17 protein-coding genes and 4 tRNA genes are annotated in these 21,365 nt (G+C 55.6%); 9 read left to right on the top strand and 12 right to left on the bottom strand.

The window, feature by feature from the left end:
• Positions 1 to 59: 59 nt before the first annotated feature.
• The 5 genes from PSPTO_RS04445 to PSPTO_RS04425 form a co-directional block, all read right to left on the bottom strand.
• Positions 60 to 1,253 (bottom strand): MFS transporter, encoded by a 1,194-nt coding sequence (locus tag PSPTO_RS04445; RefSeq protein WP_005769287.1) that lies wholly within the window; start codon positions 1,251 to 1,253, stop codon positions 60 to 62.
• 20 nt (positions 1,254 to 1,273) lie between these two features.
• Positions 1,274 to 1,876, bottom strand: coding sequence for a DUF1349 domain-containing protein (locus PSPTO_RS04440; protein ID WP_003319037.1), 603 nt, complete (start codon positions 1,874 to 1,876; stop codon positions 1,274 to 1,276).
• A 1-nt stretch (position 1,877) separates the two neighbouring features.
• Positions 1,878 to 2,531, bottom strand: coding sequence for an HAD family hydrolase (locus PSPTO_RS04435; RefSeq protein ID WP_005769285.1), 654 nt, complete (start codon positions 2,529 to 2,531; stop codon positions 1,878 to 1,880).
• Positions 2,531 to 3,205: a dihydrofolate reductase family protein gene (locus PSPTO_RS04430; protein WP_005769284.1), complete on the bottom strand. Its 675-nt coding sequence runs from the start codon at positions 3,203 to 3,205 to the stop codon at positions 2,531 to 2,533. Before PSPTO_RS04430 ends, PSPTO_RS04435 begins: the two co-directional genes overlap by 1 nt.
• 69 nt (positions 3,206 to 3,274) lie before the next feature.
• Complete coding sequence (locus PSPTO_RS04425; RefSeq protein ID WP_005769283.1) at positions 3,275 to 4,297, bottom strand: zinc-dependent alcohol dehydrogenase; 1,023 nt, start codon at positions 4,295 to 4,297, stop codon at positions 3,275 to 3,277.
• 658 nt (positions 4,298 to 4,955) lie between these two features.
• Between PSPTO_RS04425 and istA the strand changes: the two genes are divergently transcribed.
• The 4 genes from istA (at position 4,956) to xerC (ending at position 10,275) form a co-directional block, all read left to right on the top strand.
• Positions 4,956 to 5,978, top strand: coding sequence for an IS21-like element ISPsy4 family transposase (gene istA, locus PSPTO_RS04420; RefSeq protein ID WP_002551322.1), 1,023 nt, complete (start codon positions 4,956 to 4,958; stop codon positions 5,976 to 5,978).
• Entirely contained in the window at positions 5,975 to 6,784 is an 810-nt protein-coding gene (istB, locus tag PSPTO_RS04415) for an IS21-like element ISPsy4 family helper ATPase IstB (protein ID WP_005741073.1), read from the top strand. The genes istA and istB overlap by 4 nt, the downstream gene beginning before the upstream one ends.
• A gap of 108 nt (positions 6,785 to 6,892) precedes the next feature.
• Positions 6,893 to 8,821 (top strand): MobH family relaxase, encoded by a 1,929-nt coding sequence (gene mobH / locus PSPTO_RS04410; RefSeq protein WP_011103304.1) that lies wholly within the window; start codon positions 6,893 to 6,895, stop codon positions 8,819 to 8,821.
• A complete protein-coding gene (gene xerC, locus PSPTO_RS04405) occupies positions 8,818 to 10,275 on the top strand; it encodes a site-specific integrase (RefSeq protein WP_005769281.1) in 1,458 nt (485 codons plus the stop codon). The genes mobH and xerC overlap by 4 nt, the downstream gene beginning before the upstream one ends.
• A 314-nt stretch (positions 10,276 to 10,589) precedes the next feature.
• Here the strand turns inward: xerC and PSPTO_RS04400 are convergent.
• The 7 genes from PSPTO_RS04400 to rluD form a co-directional block, all read right to left on the bottom strand.
• A tRNA-Pro gene (locus tag PSPTO_RS04400) sits at positions 10,590 to 10,666 on the bottom strand.
• 95 nt (positions 10,667 to 10,761) lie between these two features.
• Positions 10,762 to 10,837: transfer RNA gene (locus PSPTO_RS04395), tRNA-Lys, on the bottom strand.
• 5 nt (positions 10,838 to 10,842) lie between these two features.
• A tRNA-Pro gene (locus PSPTO_RS04390) sits at positions 10,843 to 10,919 on the bottom strand.
• 29 nt (positions 10,920 to 10,948) lie between these two features.
• Positions 10,949 to 11,024: transfer RNA gene (locus PSPTO_RS04385), tRNA-Asn, on the bottom strand.
• A gap of 301 nt (positions 11,025 to 11,325) precedes the next feature.
• Positions 11,326 to 13,890: an ATP-dependent chaperone ClpB gene (gene clpB / locus PSPTO_RS04380; protein WP_005614629.1), complete on the bottom strand. Its 2,565-nt coding sequence runs from the start codon at positions 13,888 to 13,890 to the stop codon at positions 11,326 to 11,328.
• Positions 13,891 to 14,061: 171 nt separating this feature from the next.
• Positions 14,062 to 14,790, bottom strand: coding sequence for a peptidoglycan editing factor PgeF (gene pgeF, locus PSPTO_RS04375; protein ID WP_011103303.1), 729 nt, complete (start codon positions 14,788 to 14,790; stop codon positions 14,062 to 14,064).
• Positions 14,787 to 15,749: a 23S rRNA pseudouridine(1911/1915/1917) synthase RluD gene (rluD, locus tag PSPTO_RS04370; protein ID WP_003381266.1), complete on the bottom strand. Its 963-nt coding sequence runs from the start codon at positions 15,747 to 15,749 to the stop codon at positions 14,787 to 14,789. The genes pgeF and rluD overlap by 4 nt, the downstream gene beginning before the upstream one ends.
• A 149-nt stretch (positions 15,750 to 15,898) precedes the next feature.
• Here rluD and PSPTO_RS04365 point away from each other — a divergent pair, with 149 nt between their 5' ends.
• The 5 genes from PSPTO_RS04365 to PSPTO_RS04340 all read left to right on the top strand — a co-directional run bounded on the left by PSPTO_RS04365 (position 15,899) and on the right by PSPTO_RS04340 (position 21,313).
• Positions 15,899 to 16,921: an outer membrane protein assembly factor BamD gene (locus tag PSPTO_RS04365; RefSeq protein ID WP_005769279.1), complete on the top strand. Its 1,023-nt coding sequence runs from the start codon at positions 15,899 to 15,901 to the stop codon at positions 16,919 to 16,921.
• Positions 16,922 to 17,054: 133 nt separating this feature from the next.
• Positions 17,055 to 17,294 carry a PP0621 family protein gene (locus PSPTO_RS04360; RefSeq protein ID WP_057403016.1) on the top strand — a complete coding sequence of 80 codons (240 nt, stop codon included), beginning with the start codon at positions 17,055 to 17,057 and terminating at the stop codon, positions 17,292 to 17,294.
• Positions 17,284 to 18,879, top strand: a complete 1,596-nt coding sequence (locus PSPTO_RS04355; RefSeq protein ID WP_005769277.1) for a sensor histidine kinase — start codon at positions 17,284 to 17,286, stop codon at positions 18,877 to 18,879. Before PSPTO_RS04360 ends, PSPTO_RS04355 begins: the two co-directional genes overlap by 11 nt.
• 2 nt (positions 18,880 to 18,881) lie before the next feature.
• Entirely contained in the window at positions 18,882 to 20,222 is a 1,341-nt protein-coding gene (locus tag PSPTO_RS04350; RefSeq protein WP_011103301.1) for a sigma-54-dependent transcriptional regulator, read from the top strand.
• Between the two features lie 473 nt (positions 20,223 to 20,695).
• Positions 20,696 to 21,313: a TetR/AcrR family transcriptional regulator gene (locus PSPTO_RS04340; RefSeq protein ID WP_011103300.1), complete on the top strand. Its 618-nt coding sequence runs from the start codon at positions 20,696 to 20,698 to the stop codon at positions 21,311 to 21,313.
• The last annotated feature ends 52 nt before the right edge of the window (positions 21,314 to 21,365 follow it).

Genomic DNA, 21,365 nt, shown 5'->3' with positions numbered 1-21,365 from the left:
GATCAGGTGGTCAGGGCGTATTTCATCACATTTGGGGACTTGTTCGGAGATTACCTTGGTCAAGGAGGAGGAATCACAGCCTTTCCACGTGACCAACGAGCCATCCATACGAGCAACACCATCATCCCTACCGGGCAAGCCATGACCGCCAACAATCCAATGTGAATGTCTGAATAATTTATGATGACACCCACCAACCAAGGGACAATACTACACCCCGCGTTGCCGATCGCTGTCAATACAGAGAACATTGTCGCCCCTCCCTGGGGGTAGGCATCAGCAGAAACAGCTAGCATCGTTGGCCAAAGGCAACTTCCCGAAAATCCTGCGGCAATAGCAGCAGCTATTGCAATTACAGGGCTAGGCGGAAAACTGATTAGTATGAAAAGAACAGCAGTAACCGCGCAACACCCCAGCATCAGAGGAACTGGTGGGATGTGCTCTTGCAAGACCGCAGCGACCATTCGGCCGAGTGCCATACCGACGGAAAATCCAGCCAGCGTAAAGCCACCAGCTTCTTTCGAGTACCCTAATCCTTGTTCGACGTAGGTAGGCAGCCATTGTGAAAGCCCTGTTTCGGTTGCTCCACCTAAAAAGATGGCGATCAGACAAACGATAAAAAAGGGTTGCCGGATAAGCGCCGGCATCGAGTCACGTTGCGTGTCTTCATCTATTAAGGGGGGCAAGGTCAACCGCAGAAACAGCAAAAAAGTAAATAAAGGCGCAGCCATCATGACGAGTGAAACAATGCGCCACGAAATACCCCACCTCAGCGCGACACTGGCGATCAGCACTGCCCCCACAGCACCTACGCAGAAAAAAGCATGCAACCAGTTTATGGCTGCGCTACGCCGATCTGGCTGCAGGGCCGCCACGATGGGGCTCAGGATCATGTCCAGTACACCCGCGCCAAAACCCATAACCGCAACGGCGAACAACAGAAAGGAGTAGGAAGGAGAGCAGGCGACTACTCCCAAACCGGCCATGGTGATCAGCAGACCGATGAGAATGAAAGCCATGGCGCTGCCACGGTCCGCCAAAGGCCCCGTAACCAGAATTGCAACGATGAAACTGAGAAACATGACAGCGGGAATTCTGCCAAGTTGCTCAGCTGTAAGCCCTGATGCTCCACCGAACGTATCACTGAATGAAGTCAGATATACCGGTAGGAAGTTAAGCGCCATGGCCAGACATGCCATGGCGGCGTAGCACGCATAAAGTGCGCGACTGTTTTGGCTGAATAGATTTTTCATTACTCACACGACTCTTTGAATTAGAAACGGGAGGAGGTATGCGCATCCCACAGACACTCTGTCCACTCTATTTCCGAAAAGTGTGCGGCAAATGACGAGTCACCCGGGCTACTCGCAAAGAACCCGAATTGAACCGTGGTATATGCTTGAAACATATGAAACATCCGCATCATATTAAAGATTTTTCCGTCAGCGGAATGCTCGAGCAGAAAATCGTTGCCCCGGCGACTAAGTCGGTAGTACATAGTCTGCGTAACACGATCAAGATTGGTCATTGCCCAATCCGAAAACCCGTTATTCGTGACCACCGAAAAAAGCTGCTGATAGCCATTACTCTGATATTCGATCCCGCTTTTCATCCAGTTATTATCATCTATATAGATCAACATTCCACACTGATCAAAAAACATATTGGATTCAAACGCGACCTTAGATTTCAGCGTCCAGAAACGTTCCTCGCTGCGCATCACAATACCCGGAGCATTATTGTATTCAAGACCATAATAGGTACCCCGCCAAAAGTCAGTATCAGGTGACGTATGGATGACGAGTTCATTTTCGGTAATCGAGAAATTCTCAGGAGTGTTAATCCAGTTCAGCTCGGAAAAATTGAGTTTTTTCATACTATTTTTCTGCAAACCATTGCTTGATGTCATAATGATTATTGGCGATCAGATCAGCAGCGCTCAGATCCTGCTGAAATGAGCTGGAATGACGCAAACCTATACAAAACATATGGGCGGCCTTCGCAGCGGTAACACCGTGATGGGAGTCTTCAATAACCAGACATGCACGAGGTGACACTCCAAGTCCCTTGGCCGCCGTAAGAAAAATCTCCGGATTCGGTTTACTCTCTTTAACATCAGTACCACAAATAACCTCTTTGAAAAATCGACGCAATTTCGTTTTCTTCAATATAAGCTCGACCAAATTACGTGGAGACGAAGAGGCTACGGCACAGGGCACTCCGGTATGCTCCAGTAAATTGAGAAGCGCCTCCACGCCAGGCATGGATTGAAACAATTCAAAACTGATTGAGCGCATTAATTGCTGTTGATGCTGTGCCATCAAGTGGTCGATGGATTCAGTGAGCGCGTACTCATTTTTAATCGTGCTCCACATGTAGTGCTGTGTAGTTCCCAAAAAACGTGACAGATCTTTTTCATTAAGGGTCACGCCGTAGCGCAAACAGGAACTCTTTTCCTGCTCCATATAAAGGGGCTCACTGTCAACCAGAACTCCATCCATATCAAAAATAACAGCCCCTATCGCCTGCATCAGTACGGGCTCCGATTGTTCGATTCGCGCTTGAAGTGCATGAGATTGTAATGGGGGCGTGCTTCTAAAGCATGCAGCGTAAACGAATTGGCCATGTTGATATCCCGATACCCCACCCCGTCAGCAAGCGTTGCAGTTGCCGCACCACCTATGATGATAGGCACCTGCATGAGTATAATTTCATCTACCAGATCGAGATTGAATACCTGCCAGTTCAGGTGGCCACCGCCCTCAACCATGATGTGGTTTATTCCGCGCGCCTCCAGCATAGGGAAAAGTCGTGTAAAGTCGACATGCTTTGCACCGGCAAAGAGCACCTCCTTTCCACAAGCACGGATATGTTTGACCATTTCATGATCACGAGCCTGTTCGCTAGTTGCGATAATAGTTTTCTCTGGTGATTTGAAAATACTGGCGGAAGTAGGCAGATCTAAGGAGGTGGTGGGAATGATACGTATTGGGTTACGACCCGACTCATAGCGATTGGTCAATTGTGGATCGTCAGTAACAATTGTATTGCGCCCTACCATGATTGCGTCGACTTCGCCGCGGAACTTATGAATAAAACGCATGTCATCATCATCAAAGTTCTGAAACAACGGCTTGCTGGATGCGCCTTTGCCCATCGTCAACTTGCCATCAATTGATATCTGACTGAATACAGTAACTTTCATATTGACTCCTTTATTCCTTTATTCCTTTATTCCTTTATTTCGTTCGTATCATACAGAGGAAATTGGGTATTAAAGATAAGCGAGATTTGGTGTGAATACGCTTTTTATATTGGGGGCGGAAGCATCGTTCAGAAGTGCATCGAAAACCTCCGAGTGATTTTCTAGTACGTAGCGATGCGTTACCAGCCGCCCTAGCTCAGGAAGTTTTTGCACAAGACGAATTGCTCTAGGAAAGTGCTGATTGTATTCTCCAGCAGAAATAATACTGATAGCGTTAACCAGGAAGTACTTTACAGGCAGCATGTAGTGATAGTCACTATCAAATCCAAAAAGTACAATTCTCCCACCGCGACCGATGTAGCGTGAAGCTGTATCGATCTGATTACCGACAGTATCGATAACAACATCAAACTTTTCTTGGTGCTGCATCTGCAACTCAAGATCATCGGCATGTATAACATCAAGACTTTGTGAGCGGCCGAACTGTATGCGATGTGTGTTTCGATCAGTGGCGAGCGTGTCAACTCCCATTGAGCGCAGAACGATCTGCGCAATCAGACTCATAGGGCCAGACCCTAGGATCAACACACGCTCTCCCGCTCGAATGAACGCCTGGTCTATATTATTCAGAATGCAGGCAACAGGCTCAACCAACACACCAGCTGCCCAGCTCATATCGTCTGGCAATTGATACACAAAACGCTCACGAGTAACGAAGCGCTCGGCAAAAGTTCCATGTTTGTTGACACCTGCGATATCCAACCCAGCGTTCACCCCCCCATTGCATAGGTGCGTTTTAGCAAGACGGCAAGGTTCGCAAACGCCACAGTATTCGTTGGGATCAACCACCACCCGCATCCCTTTTTGTAGGTGTACTACATCCTTACCTACATCGATAATAATGCCAACTGCTTCGTGCCCGCGTATAATGCCCACCTCTCCACCTTCACGGCCCGACAATACCGCCAGATCAGTTCCGCATATACCTGATAGCACGATATCGATTTCTACGCCGTCAGGAGCAAGCATGACAGGATCCTTGCAATCCACAAGTTCAAGCCTCTGGTTATCCATTAAGCCCAGTGCTTTCATAAGTTGATAATCACTCCATTTCTACCAGGAAAACATTAGCCATAAAGCGCTTGTGCTGCCAAACCTGCAGCAACGCTTAGCCTTAAGCAATGTTGGTGTCTGCCCAACTATCTCTGTCCCAAACCGAAAAAATTCGTGCACGTTGAGTGGATGTTTTTCCAGTTTTGGTTCCAAATTTTTCGCGCCTCGCCTCCCTGCTGCCCAGTTCCCCGTACAAACGGGTTGATTTTCAGCCCCTCTCCTCACAGGCGCAATGAAGCAGGCTGAGGCAATCAAAGCCCCAAAGAGCCGAAATGGTCTGAAGCAAATGGCAAGGCGAAGGGTTTGAATGGAACGGGGAATAAGGGTAAGTGCCTTACCCGAAAAGGCCGGCGAGCCCGCCGGAAATGGATGCCGAAAGGGCTAGAAAGGCAGCTTTGCACGAATTGAAATTTACAAAAAACCATCCTAAACAAGCACTTGGAGACTACATTTTCTTCGGCAAGCATGGCAACATCGGTTCGCTGACACTGTTTGGATCCCAACCATTCAGGTGGCGGCTGATGTACTTAACCTTTCCAGGATGGATATGGGTGTCACCGCCACTGTAAAAATGACCCCCTAACGCCAACCTAGAATTGACCCCCCTGGGTAAAACTGGCGGCTTTGAGCTGCCAATATGTTGACCCAGGAGCAGTCTGTGGAAATTAAAGTGTTGGCCCGTCAGGGCCATGGCATCAAATTCATCGCCCGTGAGCTGGGTATTTCGCGTAACACCGTGCGCAAGTACCTGCGAAAGGCCCGGTCGCTACCCAGTGACAAGGTGAGACCCGCACGTCCGTGCAAAATCGACCCCTTCAAGGACTACCTGCACGAGCGTATTGAGGCGGCGCGCCCACACTGGATTCCGGCGACCGTCCTGCTGCGTGAGATCACGGCATTGGGGTACAGCGGCGGCGTCAGTCGTCTGAAGGCTTATATTCGCCCCTTCAAACGTAAGGCAGAAGAGCCGGTGGTACGTTTCGAGACACTGCCCGGCAAGCAGATACAGGTGGACTTCACCACCATTCGACGAGGCCGTCAGCCGCTTAAGGCGTTCGTGGCGACACTTGGTTTTAGTCGAGCAAGCTTTGTCCGTTTCTCCGAGCGAGAGGACAGCGAAGCCTGGCTGACAGGGCTTCGGGAGGCGTTCGCTTACTTTGGCGGCGTGCCCGAGCAGGCATTGTTTGATAACGCCGGAACCATCATCACCGAGCGAGATGCTTTTGGGGAGGGCCAGCACCGTTGGCATCCCCGATTGGCTGCGCTGGCCGATGAGTTTGGTTTTATTCCCAAGGTCTGCCGCCCTTACCGTGCCCAGACCAAGGGCAAGGTTGAGCGCTTCAACGGGTATCTGAAGGGCAGTTTCATTACCCCGTTGGCCGCTACGCTCAAGAGTGCGGGTCTGACGCTGGATGTGGTGACGGCCAACGCACATATCGGCCAATGGCTCGACGAAGTCGCTCATCAGCGGATTCACGGCACGACGGGTGTTCAACCGGCGGTACGTCTGGCCCAAGAGCAGCAGGTACTATTACCACTGCCAACACAGAGCCTGCGCCCACAACCCGCCCAAGGCCTACGCCTGGGACGGGTCCTGCCGTACGAGAGCTTGCAGCATCCGCTGTCGGTTTATGAGCAACTGCTGGAGGTGAGAGCATGAACCTTCAACATGCTCGCCTGACAGAACTATGCAAGGGGCTAAAGCTTGAGCGCGTCGGGGTGGACTGGCCGCACCTGGCCCAACAAGCAGCAAGCGGCGAAGACAGCTTTGCCGACTTCCTCGAAAAGCTGCTGGCTGCCGAGACCGATGCCCGAAGTGAACGCTCTCGACAGGCCCTGCTGAAAACTGCCGCGCTGCCCGCTGTGAAAACGCTGGAGCAATACGACTTCGCGTTTGCCACCGGCGTCCCCCGGGCACAGCTCCAGGAGCTGGCAGCACTGAGTTTTGTTGGACGTGCCGAGAACATCGTGTTCCTGGGGCCTAGTGGTGTAGGCAAGAGCCACCTGGCTATCGCCCTGGCCTACCGGGCAGTGATGGCCGGTATCAAAACCCGCTTCGTCACGGCGGCTGACTTGATGCTGCAACTGACCGCTGCGCACCGCCAGGAACGGCTCAAGGAATACTTCAGTCGTGTGGTGATGGCCCCTGGGTTGTTGGTCATCGATGAAATCGGCTACCTGCCGTTTGGTCGTGATGAAGCCAACCTGTTCTTCAATGTTGTCGCCAAGCGCTACGAGCAAGGCAGCCTGATCCTCACGAGTAACTTGCCGTTTACCCAGTGGGCCGGAACCTTTGCGGATGATCAAACACTGACAGCGGCCATGCTGGACAGGCTGTTACATCATGCCCATATCGTGCAGATGACAGGTGAAAGCTATCGACTCAAGGACAAGCGCAAAGCAGGAACCAAATCTTCTCGGGCCGAACCGGCTCGAAAATATGAACCCGAGGGGGGTCAAAACTAAGTTGGCGATTTAGCACGGAAGGGGGTCACTTTTTAGTTGGCGTTGACATATGGGTTTCGACTTGTCACGCTGAGCCCTATAGAGCAAAAGGCCCACCATGACTTCATCATGGGTACCTCAATGCTTAGTTTCTTTCAGCGAAGAAAAACATCTCCAACCACGCCCTCCAATGCTGCAGGGTTTACCAAACCCGAGTCTGCCGACGCGTTACTGTCTACTCCCCGACGGCGTCAGCTCATTGAAAACATATGGCAGCGAACGTCCCTGCCCCGCACGCAGTTCGATACGCTATACGTGCAGGCATTCAAGAGCTACGCAGCCTTGGTGCAGCATCTCCCTGCCTCGGAGAATCATCACCATGCCTATCATGGTGGCATGCTGGATCACGGTCTTGAAATCGTCGCCTACGCACTGAAGATTCGGCAAATGTATCTGCTGCCAATCGGAGCTCCGCCCGAGTCACAGGCTGCCCAGTCCGAAGCGTGGTCTGCAGCATCGGCTTATGGTGCGCTCGTCCATGACCTGGGCAAGATTGCTGTAGACGTCAAGGTGGAACTGGCAGACGGCACGACCTGGCATCCATGGCATGGGCCACTGGATCAGCCATACCGATTCAAGTACGTGAAAGGTCGGGACTACCGGTTGCATGGAGCTGCTTCGTCGCTGATCTACGCGAATGTCATTCCGGCGAAGGCACTGGACTGGCTCAGCGGGTTTCCCGAGCTCTGGACCCAACTGGTGTTCGCGTTCGCAGGGCAATATGAGCATGCCGACATCCTGGGAGAAATTGTCTCACAGGCGGATCAGGCATCGGTGGCGCAAGAACTCGGCGGCAATCCGGGTCGGGCAATGTCAGCGCCTAAACAATCCATTCAGCGGCAGCTGGCCGAAGGCTTGAGGATGCTCATCTCTGAGAAATTCAAGCTGAACCAGCCCGATGGTCCTTCAGACGGCTGGCTGACGCAGGACGGCTTGTGGCTTGTCAGCAAGCCTGCGGTAGACCAGCTCAGGGCTCATCTGCTGTCACAGGGCATTGAGCACATTCCGACGTCCAATGCCCCCATGTTCAATCTGCTCCAGGATCAGGCAATCATTCAGCCTAATGGAGAGGGAAAAGCCATTTGGAAGGCCAACATCGACAATGGTCGAGGCTGGAAGAACACGCTCACGCTACTGAAAATCGCGCCGGCATTGATCTGGCCGAACGCCACCGAAAGACCAGAGGCGTATACCGGCACCCTTACGGTGGAAGCCGCAGGACCGGTGGAAGAAGTCGAGCAAGCGCTTGTGGGAGCCGCCGAACCACTATCGGTAGATAACAACAAGAAGATACCTGCCGCGGTCAATCAGACGGCGCAGCAATCCTCGCAGAAACAAGCACCGGCACCAGTAAAAGATTTTGATGCGCTGGATGAGCTGCTCGATCTATTTCCCGATCCAGTACCTGCTGCTCCAACTGCACTAGTGCAAAGTGGCCCGGAGAGCACTGACGACGACCAGATCCCCTTTTCTCTTCCAACCAAACCACCTGCACGGCTTAGTCAGCCCAAGCTGGCTGAGGCTGACATCCCCGTTTTTGAGACAACTCCAGCAACAGACACTGCCAAGAACTCGACTGACTCGGCCCCGAATCATGGCACCAACTTCCTCACCTGGCTGAAGGGCGGTGTGATCTCTCACCGGATCATCATCAATGACGCCAAAGCGCGTATACATACCGTGGACAGCACGGCGTTTCTGGTCAGTCCGGATATCTTCAAACGTTATGCGCTTGAGCATCCCGCGATTGAGCACGAGGCGAAAGAGCGCGATCTCGAAGCCTGGCAATTGGTCCAGCGATCTTTTGAGAAGCTGAAAAAACATCGGAAGACGCCCGCAGGCCTGAACATCTGGACATGCCTGGTCAAAGGACCGCGCAAAAGCAAGCAACTGCGGGGCTATCTGCTCCTAGAGCCCACCGACGTCTTCAGTGAAGTGCCCTACGATAACCCTGTGGTCAGTTTGGCGGACTTGGCAGATAAGGAAGCATCTGAATGAACACGATGACACTGCCTGAACTGACCCAGGAATACATCCTCACTCATGACCTGAGACCCGACACCGTCAAGATCTACTGGGCTGCCACAAAGTCCTATGTCAGATTCTTCGGTAACCGTCTGGCAAGCGAGACGACGCACCGGGACATGCTCGACTGGCGCAGATCCGAACTGGAGAGAGTTTCCAAGCGGAGCTGGAATACGTACTCCAGTCACCTGCGAACGGTATACCGGTATGCAATGGAACACGGTCTCGTCGAACTCAAGGTGAATCCTCTGAAAGAAACGCGCGTGATTCCAACAAAACGTCCGAAGAAAACCATCAACACAGACGCCATTGTGCGCGCAAGAAACTGGCTAAACATTTTGGTCCAGGAGGAGCGTGCAACCGGGAACAGAACAGAGATCACCCCCGCATGGTTCTGGCTCGCAGTATTTGAAATGTTCTACTACACGGGCATCAGGCTCAATGCACTGATCTGCTTGAGGTATGCCGATATAGATTTGGGACAACGCCTGATCAGAGTCAGGGGAGAGACAGAAAAAACCCATAGAGAATTCATGATCCCCATTCCAGACGGACTGATGCCTCATCTGAAATTGCTCATGGAAATCGCGCACAAAGTCGGCTTCGCACCCACGGATCAGATTTTCAATGTTAACAGGTTTTCCGGCCATTACAGTCGGTCACAGATGAACTCTGACCAGGTGGAAGCCATGTACAAAAAGCTCACCGCTATGACGGGCGTTCGAATGACCCCTCATCGCTTCAGACATACCATCGCCAGTGAAATGATGCGACAACCGGAGCGCAATATTCACATTACAAAAAACCTGCTCAACCACTCCAATATCGCGACCACTATGGAATATATCGAGCCAGATTACGATGTGATGCGTGAGGTCATGAATGAGCGCGGCAAAAGACCAGCAAAAATTAACTACTTAGCCAAGTCAGATGCTGCTAACCGAGCGAATGCGCGCACAAGCAAGAAAGCAGCACCCGTTAAAGATCTGGCTCGGAGCTCAGCTACAAGCATCCCTGCCAGAGGTAGCTCCTCCCAAAACACAAGGATCCCTGCCCCAGCAGCAAATTTCCACTCACAATTGAAAGCTGATGAGATACACCGCCCAAGTGATCAGGTCAAAAACAATGAGTCAAACCAACCGGAAAAATATGGAACCGACCCAGTACCCGTTGGGCAAGCAGATCTTCTTGACGATTCCACTGACACACCAATGAGGCAGGCTCTGCCTCAGGACCTGTTCAGCCCGGAATATCTCGCACGGCGGCTTGACGAATTTTCTCAGTGGGTAAGAGAAGCCGCTAGCGGCAGAATAGTCGTATGTCCTACAACCACCGATAGCCGATTATCCTCAGGCCCGAACGAGCAAATGGGCAACCCACTGCCGTCAGGCTTTGACGCAAGCGTCTGGAACAACCGCACCGGCTAAAGTATGGGGGCTAAGACAATTGCTAACTGCCATCAGTAATGGTCATACCCGCCTATTGTCTGTGCCGAGAGCCTGCGTCAGGAAGACGGTACGAGGGTAGATAGCGATGAACGCTTATTCGCACACGCAAAAAAAACGCCCTGTTCACAAGCTTTCGCCTAGAACAGAGCGCTGCAATTTGACATCACCGCGTGTCGGAGTTATGTTTCGCGACAGACGGCTGCTTGCCTGGATAAATCGTTTCACATGCAATGCTCGCCCTCAATAAGCAGACGACACACCGTAATTGAAGATTTGAAGCACACAACAGTGTTTGGTCGGGGTAAGGGGATTCGAACTCCTGACATCCTGCTCCCAAAGCAGGCGCGCTACCGGACTGCGCTATACCCCGGTAAATCAAGGCACCTCAACCAGCTGCCTGCGACCTGATACGAGTGGCATCAGATCTTTAAGATTCGGCTCCAAGGTGAACCTTGGAACCAAAAATGGTGGGTCGTGTGGGATTCGAACCTACGACCAATTGGTTAAAAGCCAACTGCTCTACCAACTGAGCTAACGACCCAAATATGGTCGGGGTAAGGGGATTCGAACTCCTGACATCCTGCTCCCAAAGCAGGCGCGCTACCGGACTGCGCTATACCCCGACTGAAACTGCATTGAACCTTGCGAAATCTGGCTCCACGACCTGGACTCGAACCAGGGACCCAGTGATTAACAGTCACTTGCTCTACCAACTGAGCTATCGCGGAACTATCGATTTCAGATTCAACTTTACAACCTGTAGCCTTGAAACCAGCTCGCTGTTAACTCGTTGATTTCAATCTCATCGACCTTTGCGCTTCGTTTGTATCGTTGCGTTCACGTCTCTGAGGCGCGCTATTCTACAATTTTAAAAACACCTGTCAACCCTATAAATTGCTTTTTAAGACAATGATTTGCGATTTTTTTTCAGATGGCCTTTCGAGGCCGATTTTACCGCTGGCAGCCCCCTCATGAGAAGGGCCCTCATCCCGAGAGCCCTTCTATAGAGGCGAGAAGCCGACGCACCGATCAGCCAAACACGATCTCGTCGTCGACCACCTTGCCGGTGATGCTGCTGCCCGGCTCGAAGCCACCCGAGAGGATCAGTTGCGCCAGCGGGTTTTCGATCCAGCGCTGAATGGCGCGCTTGAGTGGCCGTGCGCCATAGACCGGGTCGTAACCGACGGCAATCAGCTTGTCGAGCGCCTCGGGGCTCAGCACCATTGTCAGCTCGCGCTCGGCCAGACGCTTGCGCAGACGGCCAAGCTGGATATCGGTGATACCGGCAATCTGATCACGCGCCAAGGGCTCGAAGATCACCACCTCGTCGATCCGGTTGACGAACTCCGGACGGAAGTGCGTGCTGACTGCGTCCATTACCGCCGCACGCTGCGCCTCGCGATCACCCACCAGTTCCTGGATCTGCGCCGAGCCCAGGTTGGAGGTCATGACGATCACGGTATTACGGAAATCCACTGTCCGCCCGTGGCTGTCGGTCAGGCGTCCGTCTTCAAGCACCTGCAGCAGGATGTTGAAGACATCGGAGTGCGCCTTCTCCACCTCATCGAGCAGGATCACCGAGTACGGCTTGCGACGCACGGCTTCGGTCAGGTAGCCGCCCTCTTCGTAACCGACATAGCCGGGTGGTGCACCGATCAGGCGAGCCACGGAATGTTTCTCCATGAACTCGGACATGTCGATTCGCACCATCGCCTCTTCGGTGTCGAACAGAAATTCGGCCAGCGCCTTGCACAGTTCGGTTTTACCCACGCCGGTGGGGCCGAGGAACATGAACGAGCCGCTTGGGCGATTAGGGTCGGACAACCCGGCACGCGAGCGCCGCACGGCGTTGGAAACCGCCACTACCGCCTCTTCCTGACCGATCACCCGGTTATGCAGCAGGGTTTCCATGCGCAACAGCTTCTCGCGCTCGCCCTCCAGCATCTTCGACACAGGAATACCGGTCCATTTGGAGACGACTTCGGCAATTTCTTCTTCGGTCACTTTGCTGCGCAGCAACTGGTTCTCGGGCTTGCCGTGCTGATCGACCATTTGCAGGCTGCGTTCCAGGTCCGGGATGATGCCGTACTGCAACTCGGCCATGCGGTTCAGGTCGCCACGGCGACGCGCCGCTTCCAGTTCCTGACGGGACTGCTCTATTTTCTGCTGGATCTGCGCAGAACCGGTGACTTCGGCTTTTTCCGAAGTCCAGATTTCTTCGAGATCGGCGTATTCCTTCTCAAGGCGCACGATTTCTTCCTGGAGTTTTTCCAGGCGTTTGATGGCTGCCTCGTCCTTTTCCTTCTTGAGCGCCTGAGCTTCGACTTTCAGCTGAATCAGACGTCGCTCAAGACGGTCGAGCACTTCGGGCTTGGAGTCGATCTCCATGCGAATGCGGCTGGCCGCTTCGTCAATCAGGTCAATGGCCTTGTCCGGCAACTGACGATCGGTGATGTAGCGATGGCTCAGCTTGGCCGCAGCGATGATCGCGCCGTCGGTGATCGCAACCTTGTGATGCACTTCATAGCGCTCTTTCAGGCCACGCAGAATTGCAATGGTGTCCTCTTCGCTCGGCTCGTCCACCAGCACTTTCTGGAAACGACGCTCAAGCGCGGCGTCCTTCTCGATATATTGGCGGTACTCGTTGAGCGTGGTGGCGCCGACGCAGTGCAACTCGCCCCGAGCCAGTGCCGGCTTGAGCATGTTGCCCGCGTCCATCGAGCCCTCGCCCTTGCCCGCGCCGACCATGGTGTGTAATTCGTCGATGAACAGGATGATCTGGCCTTCCTGCTTGGACAGCTCGTTGAGCAGCGACTTCAAGCGCTCTTCGAACTCGCCACGGTACTTGGCACCGGCAATCAGTGCGCCCATGTCCAGCGACAGCAGACGCTTGCCGCGCAGGCCATCCGGCACCTCGCCATTGATGATGCGCTGCGCCAGACCTTCGGCGATGGCGGTTTTACCCACACCGGGCTCACCGATCAGCACCGGATTGTTTTTGGTTCGGCGTTGCAGAACCTGAATGGTGCGACGGATCTCGTCATCACGGCCAATCACCGGGTCTAGCTTGCCCTCTTCGGCGCGCTTGGTCAGGTCAACGGTGTACTTGTCGAGCGCCTGACGCGACTCTTCGATGTTCGGGTCATTGACGGCACCTTCGCCGCGCAGGTTATTGATGGCATTTTCCAGGGCCTTCTTGCTGACGCCCTGCCCCAGCAACAACTTGCCGAGCTTGCTGTTCTCATCCATTGCAGCGAGCAGCACCAGCTCGCTGGAAATGAACTGATCGCCCTTCTGCTGCGCCAGGCGGTCGGCCTGATTGAGCAGGCGCGCCAGGTCCTGCGACATATTCACGTCGCCGGTCGGGTTCTGGATTTTGGGCAGTCGGTCCAGCTCAGCGCTCAGTTCCTTGCGCAGGCTGTTGATATCGAAGCCGACTTGCAGCAGCAATGGCTTGATGGAACCGCCCTGCTGTTCGAGCAGTGCCTGCATCAAATGCGCAGGCTCGATGGCGGGATGGTCGAGGCCGACGGCCAGCGACTGGGAATCCGATAACGCTAACTGTAATTTACTGGTCAATCTGTCGATACGCATCAGTCACCTTCCTTTTAATGCAGGCCGGAGCAATGAACACACCTATAACGAAAACCTGCTGAATAGTCAGTTAGATGCGGACGATTCTGCGTGTTTCAAGCGGGGCCAGGTTGATACAGATCAGACAAGCATTGCGGCAAGCCCGGCTGGCTGGCGCAAAAGAGCCCGTGTTCAGGCGTGATCGATCCAGATCAGTGAGGCGAAGCGCCCGGTGCGAGCGGCACGGCGATAGGAATAGAAGCGCGAATCCGTAAAGGTATCCAGCCCGCCGCCATAGACAGCAGTAATACCGTGGGCCGCCAGCCGCAAGCGGGCCAGCTTATAAATGTCAGCCATGAAACGATCAGGATTCGAACTGGCGACAAACGCCTGCGCCGTTTGAGGATGACTGCCAATAAAGGCTTCGCGCACCTCTGGACCGACTTCAAACGAAGGCTGGCCGATGGCAGGACCGAGCCAGGCCATGATGTCTTCTGGCTTGCTGTGCAGGCTGTCGGCGGTCGCTTCCAGCACACCGGCCGCCAGCCCGCGCCAACCTGCATGCGCTGCGGCGACACGCGTGCCGTCGCGACGACAGAACAATGCAGGCAGACAATCGGCCGTCATGATGGTGCAGGCCACGCCGGGGCTGCTTGTCCAGCTGGCATCAGCCTCGACAACCCGGGACGGATCAGCATGAGCAACGTCCACGCCATGCACCTGGCATAACCAGGCGGGCTGAACATTCAGATGAGTGGTCAGGCGCAGGCGATTGCTCGCCACCGCCGATGGGCTGTCATCGACATGATCGCCCAGATTGAAGCTGTCGAACGGAGCCAGACTGGCCCCGCCCGAGCGAGTAGTAACGCACGACTTGATCTGTGCTGGCGCAGGCCAGTCAGGTATCAGCCAGTCATTCACCCGATGAACGCCTCGCGATCCTGCTTGAGCAACGACAGCAACCAGACGAAATCGTCGGGCAGTGGCGATTCCCAGCTCATGCGCTTACCGGTGATCGGATGATCAAGCTCCAGGAAACGCGCATGCAGCGCCTGACGCGGGAAGGTCTTGAGCGAATCGACCATGGTCAGGCTGGCCGCTGGCGGAATGCGGAAACGACCGCCGTAGGCCGGGTCTCCGACCAACGGGTAGTTGACGTGCGCCATGTGCACACGAATCTGGTGCGTGCGGCCGGTTTCGAGCTTGACCCGAACGTGGGTGTGCGAACGGAAACGCTCCAGCACGCGGTAATGGCTGACCGCCTGCTTGCCGCCTTCCATCACCGCCATACGCTGGCGCTGCTGGCCGTGACGGCCGATCGGCGCGTCGATCTTGCCGCCTGCGGTCACCACGCCGATCACGATGCACTCGTAGATACGGCTGACACTGCGACTCTGCAACTGGGTCACCAGTTGGGTCTGCGCCTGAATGGTCTTGGCGACCACCATCAGACCGGTGGTGTCCTTGTCCAGACGGTGCACGATACCGGCACGCGGGACATTGACGATGTCCGGCACGTGGTGCAGCAAGGCATTGAGCAGCGTGCCGTCGGCGTGACCAGCAGCCGGATGCACCACCAGACCTGCCGGCTTGTTGATGACGAGGATCTGATCGTCTTCATAGATGATGTCGAGCTCGATGTCCTGAGCGACCCATTCACCCTGGGCCTCCTGCTCGGCAATCAGCTCGAGAACAGCGCCACCATGCACGATGTCACGAGGGCGCAGCACGCCTCCGTCCACAGTCAGGCGGCCGTCCTTGATCCAGGCGGAAAGGCGCGAGCGCGAGTGCTCAGCGAATAATTGTGCGGCGACTTGATCGAGGCGTTGACCGCCCAATTCGGACGGCACCTCTGCGCGGAGTTCTATATTTTCGGACATGACCAGACTAGGTGGCGGCTAGCCTTTGGTTTCGGCAGCGCGCTTGTGGTTAAATACGGCGTCTTTTGTCCCGCCGGTATCGCGGGGCGCTCATCATAACAGGACGGCCCCGCCCAAGACAGCAGGCCGTTATAGGGACGCAAGCCGCCATGCAAGTGAAACACCTGCTGCTGATCGCCATCCTCGCATTGACTGCGGCCTGTTCGTCGAAGGAAGTCATCGACGAAAACCTCAGCGAAGTCGAGCTGTACCAGCAGGCGCAGGCCGACCTGGGAAATAACAGCTATAACAGCGCCACGGAGAAGCTCAAGGCGCTGGAATCACGCTATCCGTTCGGTCGCTATGCCGATCAGGCCCAGCTCGAGTTGATCTACTCGAACTACAAGAATGGTGAACCCGAAGCAGCCAAATCCGCTGCCGAGCGTTTCATTCGCCTGCATCCGCAGCACCCGAACGTCGATTACGCCTACTACATGAAGGGCCTGACTTCCTTCGACCAGGACGTTGGCCTGCTGGCCCGCTTCCTGCCGCTGGACCAGACCAAGCGTGACCCCGGTGCTGCCCGCGACTCGTTCAACGAGTTCGCCCAGCTGACCAGCCGCTACCCCAACAGCCGTTATTCGCCTGATGCCAAGCAGCGCATGATTTACCTGCGCAACCTGCTGGCCTCCTACGAAATCCACGTGGCCGACTATTACCTGACCCGTCAGGCCTATGTCGCCGCCGCCAACCGTGGCCGTTACGTGGTGGAAAACTTCCAGGAGACGCCATCGGTCGGCGACGGCCTGGCTGTCATGGTCGAGTCCTATCAGCGTCTGCACCTTGACGACCTCGCGGCCACCAGCCTCGAAGTGCTGAAGACCAACTACCCGAATCACCCTCAACTGGTGGACGGCAAGTTCAACCCGCGTCAGGCCGAAGCCGATAACCGCTCATGGCTGTCGAAAGCGACCCTTGGCCTGATCGACGGCAGCGCGCCGCTGCCACCAGGCCAGACCCGTGCCGATCAGGACATCAAGAAGCAGTATCAGGACGCCAAGGACTCCATCCCGAAAGAGCTGTTGCCGGAAAATCAGGCAGAGCTGGACGAGCAGGCGGAAAAAGACGCCGAAGCGAAAGGCACCAAAAGCCGCTCGTGGTTCAGCTACATGACCCTGGGTCTGTTCGACTGACTGATAGTAGCTAGCTCAGAAAAGAGGCCTGCGGGCCTCTTTTTTTATGCATCACATTTATAAGGCACAGCCACTGTGCGCCCGCCTGCCGCTTGGCTACACTGCGCCATCGTCAATCACTAAGCTGGTAGTCATGGTTCGCTTACTCATGTGGGTCGCGTTGATCGCGGCGGTGATCTGGTTCGTCAAGCGCCTGATCAATCCCCCCAAGCCCAAGCCACGCGCAGAGCCGCCCGAAATCGCTGCTACCCCGATGGTGCGTTGCGCACACTGCGGCGTTCACCTGCCTCAGGATCGCGCGTTGAGCCAGGAAAAACAGTGGTATTGCAGCGAGGCACACCGACTGGAAGGCCCTGCGGCACGTGACCGCTGAGACGCCTTCGCTTACCAGCCCGCAGGCGCAACGGATTCTGCGGCTGTATCACCTTTATCGACTGACCATTGGCGTCGTGCTGGTTCTGTTGATCTCCAGCAGCCTGGAAACCGAGTTGCTGCAACTGGCCAATCCGAATCTGTTCCGTTCGGGCTGCTGGCTGTACCTGGTGTTCAACATTCTGGTGGTGGTGCTGCTGGAGCGCCCCAGCCGCCAGGCGCAGCTGTTTGGCTTGGCGATGACCGACGCAATCATGCTTTCCGGGCTGTTTTATGCGGCCGGCGGGCCGTCGAGCGGCATCGGCAACCTGTTGATCGCATCCGTGGCGATCAGCAACGTGCTGCTGCGAGGCCGCATCGGCCTGTTGATCGCTGCTGTTTCTGCCATTGGCATCATCTACCTGACGTTCTACATCAGCTTCGGCACACCTTCGGTGTCCAACGACTACGTGCAGGCCGGTTCTCTGGGTGCGCTGTGCTTCGCCGCCGCGCTGTTGGTGCAGGCACTGACTGCGCGCCTGCAAGTCAGCGAGGGGCTGGCCGAGCAACGGGCAGCGGATGTCGACAGCCTTGAAGAGCTCAATGCGCTGATCCTGCAGCGCATGCGCACAGGCATTGTGGTACTGGATGCGCGCCGCCAGGTGGTGCTGGCCAATCAGGGGGCCTTGACCCTGCTCGGCCATGAACGATTGGTCGGTCAGGTCATCGACGCTTACTCGCCGCAGTTGGTCGAGCGCCTGCGCCAGTGGCTGATCAACCCGATCATGGTGCCGCGCAGCATCACCACCTCATCTATCGGGCCTGTGCTGCAACCCAGCTTTGCCGCGCTCAATCGGGGCGACCAGCGTCAAACGCTGATCTTCCTTGAAGATCTGTCGCAGATTGCCCATCAGGCGCAGCAGCTCAAGCTTGCTGCGCTGGGCCGCCTGACCGCAGGCATCGCCCACGAAATACGCAACCCGTTGGGTGCGGTCAGCCATGCTGCGCAGTTACTCAACGAGTCGGAAGACCTCAGCGCGCCGGATCGCCGTCTGGGGCAGATCATTCATGATCAGTCGCAGCGCATTGATCGGGTGATTGAAAACGTCCTGCAATTGTCTCGCCGACGCGAAGCACAACCCGAACTGCTCGACCTGAAAGTCTGGCTGGAAAATTTTGTCAGCGACTTTCGTAGCTCGGCCGCTGCGGATCAGTCGATTCATGTGCAAATAAGCTCAGGCATGCTGACCACTCGCATGGACGCCGGGCAACTGACCCAGATCATCACCAACCTGGTGCAGAACGGCCTACGCTACAGCCGCCGCAATCACCCGTCGGCGCAGGTCTGGCTGAACCTGCACCATGACCGGGAAAGCGATTTACCCATCCTGGAAGTGCTGGACGACGGGCCGGGTGTCAGCGAACAACACCTGAGCAAGATTTTCGAACCGTTTTTCACCACGGAAAGCAAAGGCACCGGCCTGGGTCTATACCTTTCCCGTGAATTGTGCGAAAGCAATCAGGCGCATCTGGAATATATCCCCCGACCACACGACGGTGGCAGCTGTTTGCGCATCACCTTCGCCCACCCGTTCAAAACGAGCTGAGCATGAGCCAACGGCAAAAGATCCTGATAGTCGATGATGAGCCGGATATTCGCGAACTCCTGGAGATCACCCTCGGGCGCATGAAGCTCGACACGCGCAGCGCCCGCAACGTTGCCGAGGCCCATGACTGGCTGGCCCGCGAGCCGTTCGATATGTGCCTGACCGACATGCGCCTGCCCGATGGCAACGGCCTGGAACTGGTGCAGCACATCCAGCACGGCTACCCCCATGTGCCAGTGGCGATGATCACCGCCCACGGCAACCTGGACACGGCGATTCATGCGTTAAAAGCCGGGGCCTTCGATTTCGTGACCAAACCGGTGGACCTCAACCGGCTCCGCGAACTGGTCAATAGTGCTCTGAGCCTGCCCTCCGCCACTCAACCGGTGCACAGCATCGACAGCCGTCTGCTGGGTGATTCGCCGCCGATGCGCACCCTGCGCAACCAGATCGGCAAGCTGGCGCGCAGCCAGGCACCCATCTACATCAGCGGCGAATCGGGCAGTGGCAAAGAGCTGGTAGCCCGACTGATTCACGAGCAAGGGCCGCGCATCGACAAACCGTTCGTGCCGGTCAACTGCGGGGCTATCCCTTCCGAATTGATGGAGAGCGAATTCTTCGGCCATCGCAAAGGCAGCTTCAGCGGTGCCCACGAAGACAAGCCAGGGTTGTTTCAGGCGGCGCACAACGGCACGCTGTTTCTTGATGAGGTCGCTGATCTGCCGCTGGCCATGCAGGTAAAACTGCTGCGCGCGATCCAGGAAAAGTCCATCCGCAGCGTCGGCGGTCAGCAGGAGCAGGTCGTTGACGTGCGCATTCTATGCGCCACCCACAAGGACCTGAATATCGAAGTCGCTGCAGGTCGTTTCCGTCAGGACCTGTATTACCGACTGAACGTGATCGAACTGCGCGTACCTTCACTGCGCGAGCGGCGTGAGGATATCGATCAGTTGGCAGCCAGTGTTTTGCGACGACTTGCCGGCAACGGCGCTCAGCCCGTCGCGCGCCTGCATGCGCATGCACTGGAAACGCTAAAAAGTTATCGATTCCCCGGGAACGTGCGCGAACTGGAAAACATGCTGGAACGCGCTTACACCCTCTGTGAAAACTATGAGATCCACGCCAGCGACCTGCGTCTGGCAGAGTCCGCCAGCCCCCAGGCACAACAGGGTGCGAACCTGGCTGATATCGATAACCTGGAAGACTACCTGGAAAGCATCGAACGCACACTCATCCTCCAGGCGCTGGAAGAAACCCGCTGGAACCGCACCGCAGCGGCCGAGCGGCTCAGTTTGTCATTCAGATCGTTGCGTTACCGGTTGAAGAAGCTGGGGCTGGATTGACGCCACGGGTGACTATCGTGCGACGCTCCGCGTCGGCATGCCGTTCTGGACGCCCTGCGTCCGGTCCTGAATACGCGGCGCGGCGCAGATTTGTGACGCAGAGCGTCACCCAAGGCATTCCTAGGCTGGAGCGTGAGGAACAATAGGTGTCTGGGCTGGAGCGCACGGAACGACAACCTCACTATCGTGCGACGCTCCGCGTCGCATGCCGTTCTGGACGCTCTGCGTCCGGTCCTGAATACGCGGCGCGGCGCAGATTTGTGACGCAGAGCGTCACCCAAGGCGTTCCTACGCTGGAGCGTGAGGAACGATAGGTGTCTGGGCTGGAGCGTGGAACGATAATCTCGACTATCGTGCGGCGCTCTGTGTCCGGTACTGTTGGGTGCAGCGGGCGTTGAGGCGAGAATATCCGTGACCCTATTCCGTAGAAGTCACTTATTGTCCACTCCCCTCAATGTCAGTAAGCTGCGCCCATGAACAAAACCATCAGCAATCCCGCAGCAGGCCGTGGTCCGGTGGACCATGAGATTCGTGATCAGATCGTGATTGCGGCCACAGAACATTTCAGTCAATACGGTTACGGCAAGACCACTGTGTCCGATCTGGCCAGGGCTATCGGGTTTTCCAAGGCGTACATCTACAAGTTCTTCGAGTCCAAGCAGGCCATCGGCGAGATGATCTGCGCCAACTGTCTGAGTGAAATCGAAGCAGAGGTCAGAGCAGCAGTCAACGAAACCGACCGCCCGCCCGAAAAGCTGCGACGCATGTTCAAATCAGTCGTCGAAGCCAGCATTCGCCTGTTCTCGCATGACCGCAAGCTGTACGAGATTGCTACGTCGGCAGCGACCGAGCGCTGGCAGGCGACGTTGATTTACGAGGACAACCTCAAGGCCATGCTTCAGAACATTCTGCAGGAAGGTCGGCAAACCGGCGACTTCGAGCGTAAGACGCCCCTTGATGAAACCGTCATGGCGATCTATCTGGTAATGCGTCCCTACATCAACCCGCTGCTCCTGCAACACACCTTCGATCACACCGACGAAGGCCCGAGTCAGCTATCCAGTCTGGTGCTGCGCAGCCTGTCGCCGTGACAAAACAACGATTGTGACCATTGACTAATTTGGTCACTGGAATCAAAGTGCA

It is taken from the genome of Pseudomonas syringae pv. tomato str. DC3000, assembly GCF_000007805.1.
Taxonomy (GTDB): Bacteria; Pseudomonadota; Gammaproteobacteria; order Pseudomonadales; family Pseudomonadaceae; genus Aquipseudomonas; species Aquipseudomonas avellanae.
The sequence above is the reverse complement of the archived record's forward strand: the minus strand, read 5'-3'. Positions and strand labels throughout refer to the sequence as shown.

Excerpts from the sequence above, each read along its gene's own strand:
- PSPTO_RS04435 (WP_005769285.1), bottom strand. The coding sequence starts at position 2,531 with ATGCAGGCGATAGGGGCTGTTATTTTTGATATGGATGGAGTTCTGGTT.
- rluD (WP_003381266.1), bottom strand. The coding sequence starts at position 15,749 with ATGTCCGAAAATATAGAACTCCGCGCAGAGGTGCCGTCCGAATTGGGC.
- PSPTO_RS04360 (WP_057403016.1), top strand. The coding sequence starts at position 17,055 with ATGGTTCGCTTACTCATGTGGGTCGCGTTGATCGCGGCGGTGATCTGG.
- xerC (WP_005769281.1), top strand. The coding sequence starts at position 8,818 with ATGAACACGATGACACTGCCTGAACTGACCCAGGAATACATCCTCACT.
- mobH (WP_011103304.1), top strand. The coding sequence starts at position 6,893 with ATGGGTACCTCAATGCTTAGTTTCTTTCAGCGAAGAAAAACATCTCCA.
- PSPTO_RS04430 (WP_005769284.1), bottom strand. The coding sequence starts at position 3,205 with ATGAAAGTTACTGTATTCAGTCAGATATCAATTGATGGCAAGTTGACG.
- PSPTO_RS04365 (WP_005769279.1), top strand. The coding sequence starts at position 15,899 with ATGCAAGTGAAACACCTGCTGCTGATCGCCATCCTCGCATTGACTGCG.
- PSPTO_RS04425 (WP_005769283.1), bottom strand. The coding sequence starts at position 4,297 with ATGAAAGCACTGGGCTTAATGGATAACCAGAGGCTTGAACTTGTGGAT.
- PSPTO_RS04340 (WP_011103300.1), top strand. The coding sequence starts at position 20,696 with ATGAACAAAACCATCAGCAATCCCGCAGCAGGCCGTGGTCCGGTGGAC.
- istB (WP_005741073.1), top strand. The coding sequence starts at position 5,975 with ATGAACCTTCAACATGCTCGCCTGACAGAACTATGCAAGGGGCTAAAG.
- clpB (WP_005614629.1), bottom strand. The coding sequence starts at position 13,890 with ATGCGTATCGACAGATTGACCAGTAAATTACAGTTAGCGTTATCGGAT.
- PSPTO_RS04350 (WP_011103301.1), top strand. The coding sequence starts at position 18,882 with ATGAGCCAACGGCAAAAGATCCTGATAGTCGATGATGAGCCGGATATT.
- PSPTO_RS04440 (WP_003319037.1), bottom strand. The coding sequence starts at position 1,876 with ATGAAAAAACTCAATTTTTCCGAGCTGAACTGGATTAACACTCCTGAG.
- istA (WP_002551322.1), top strand. The coding sequence starts at position 4,956 with ATGTTGACCCAGGAGCAGTCTGTGGAAATTAAAGTGTTGGCCCGTCAG.
- PSPTO_RS04445 (WP_005769287.1), bottom strand. The coding sequence starts at position 1,253 with ATGAAAAATCTATTCAGCCAAAACAGTCGCGCACTTTATGCGTGCTAC.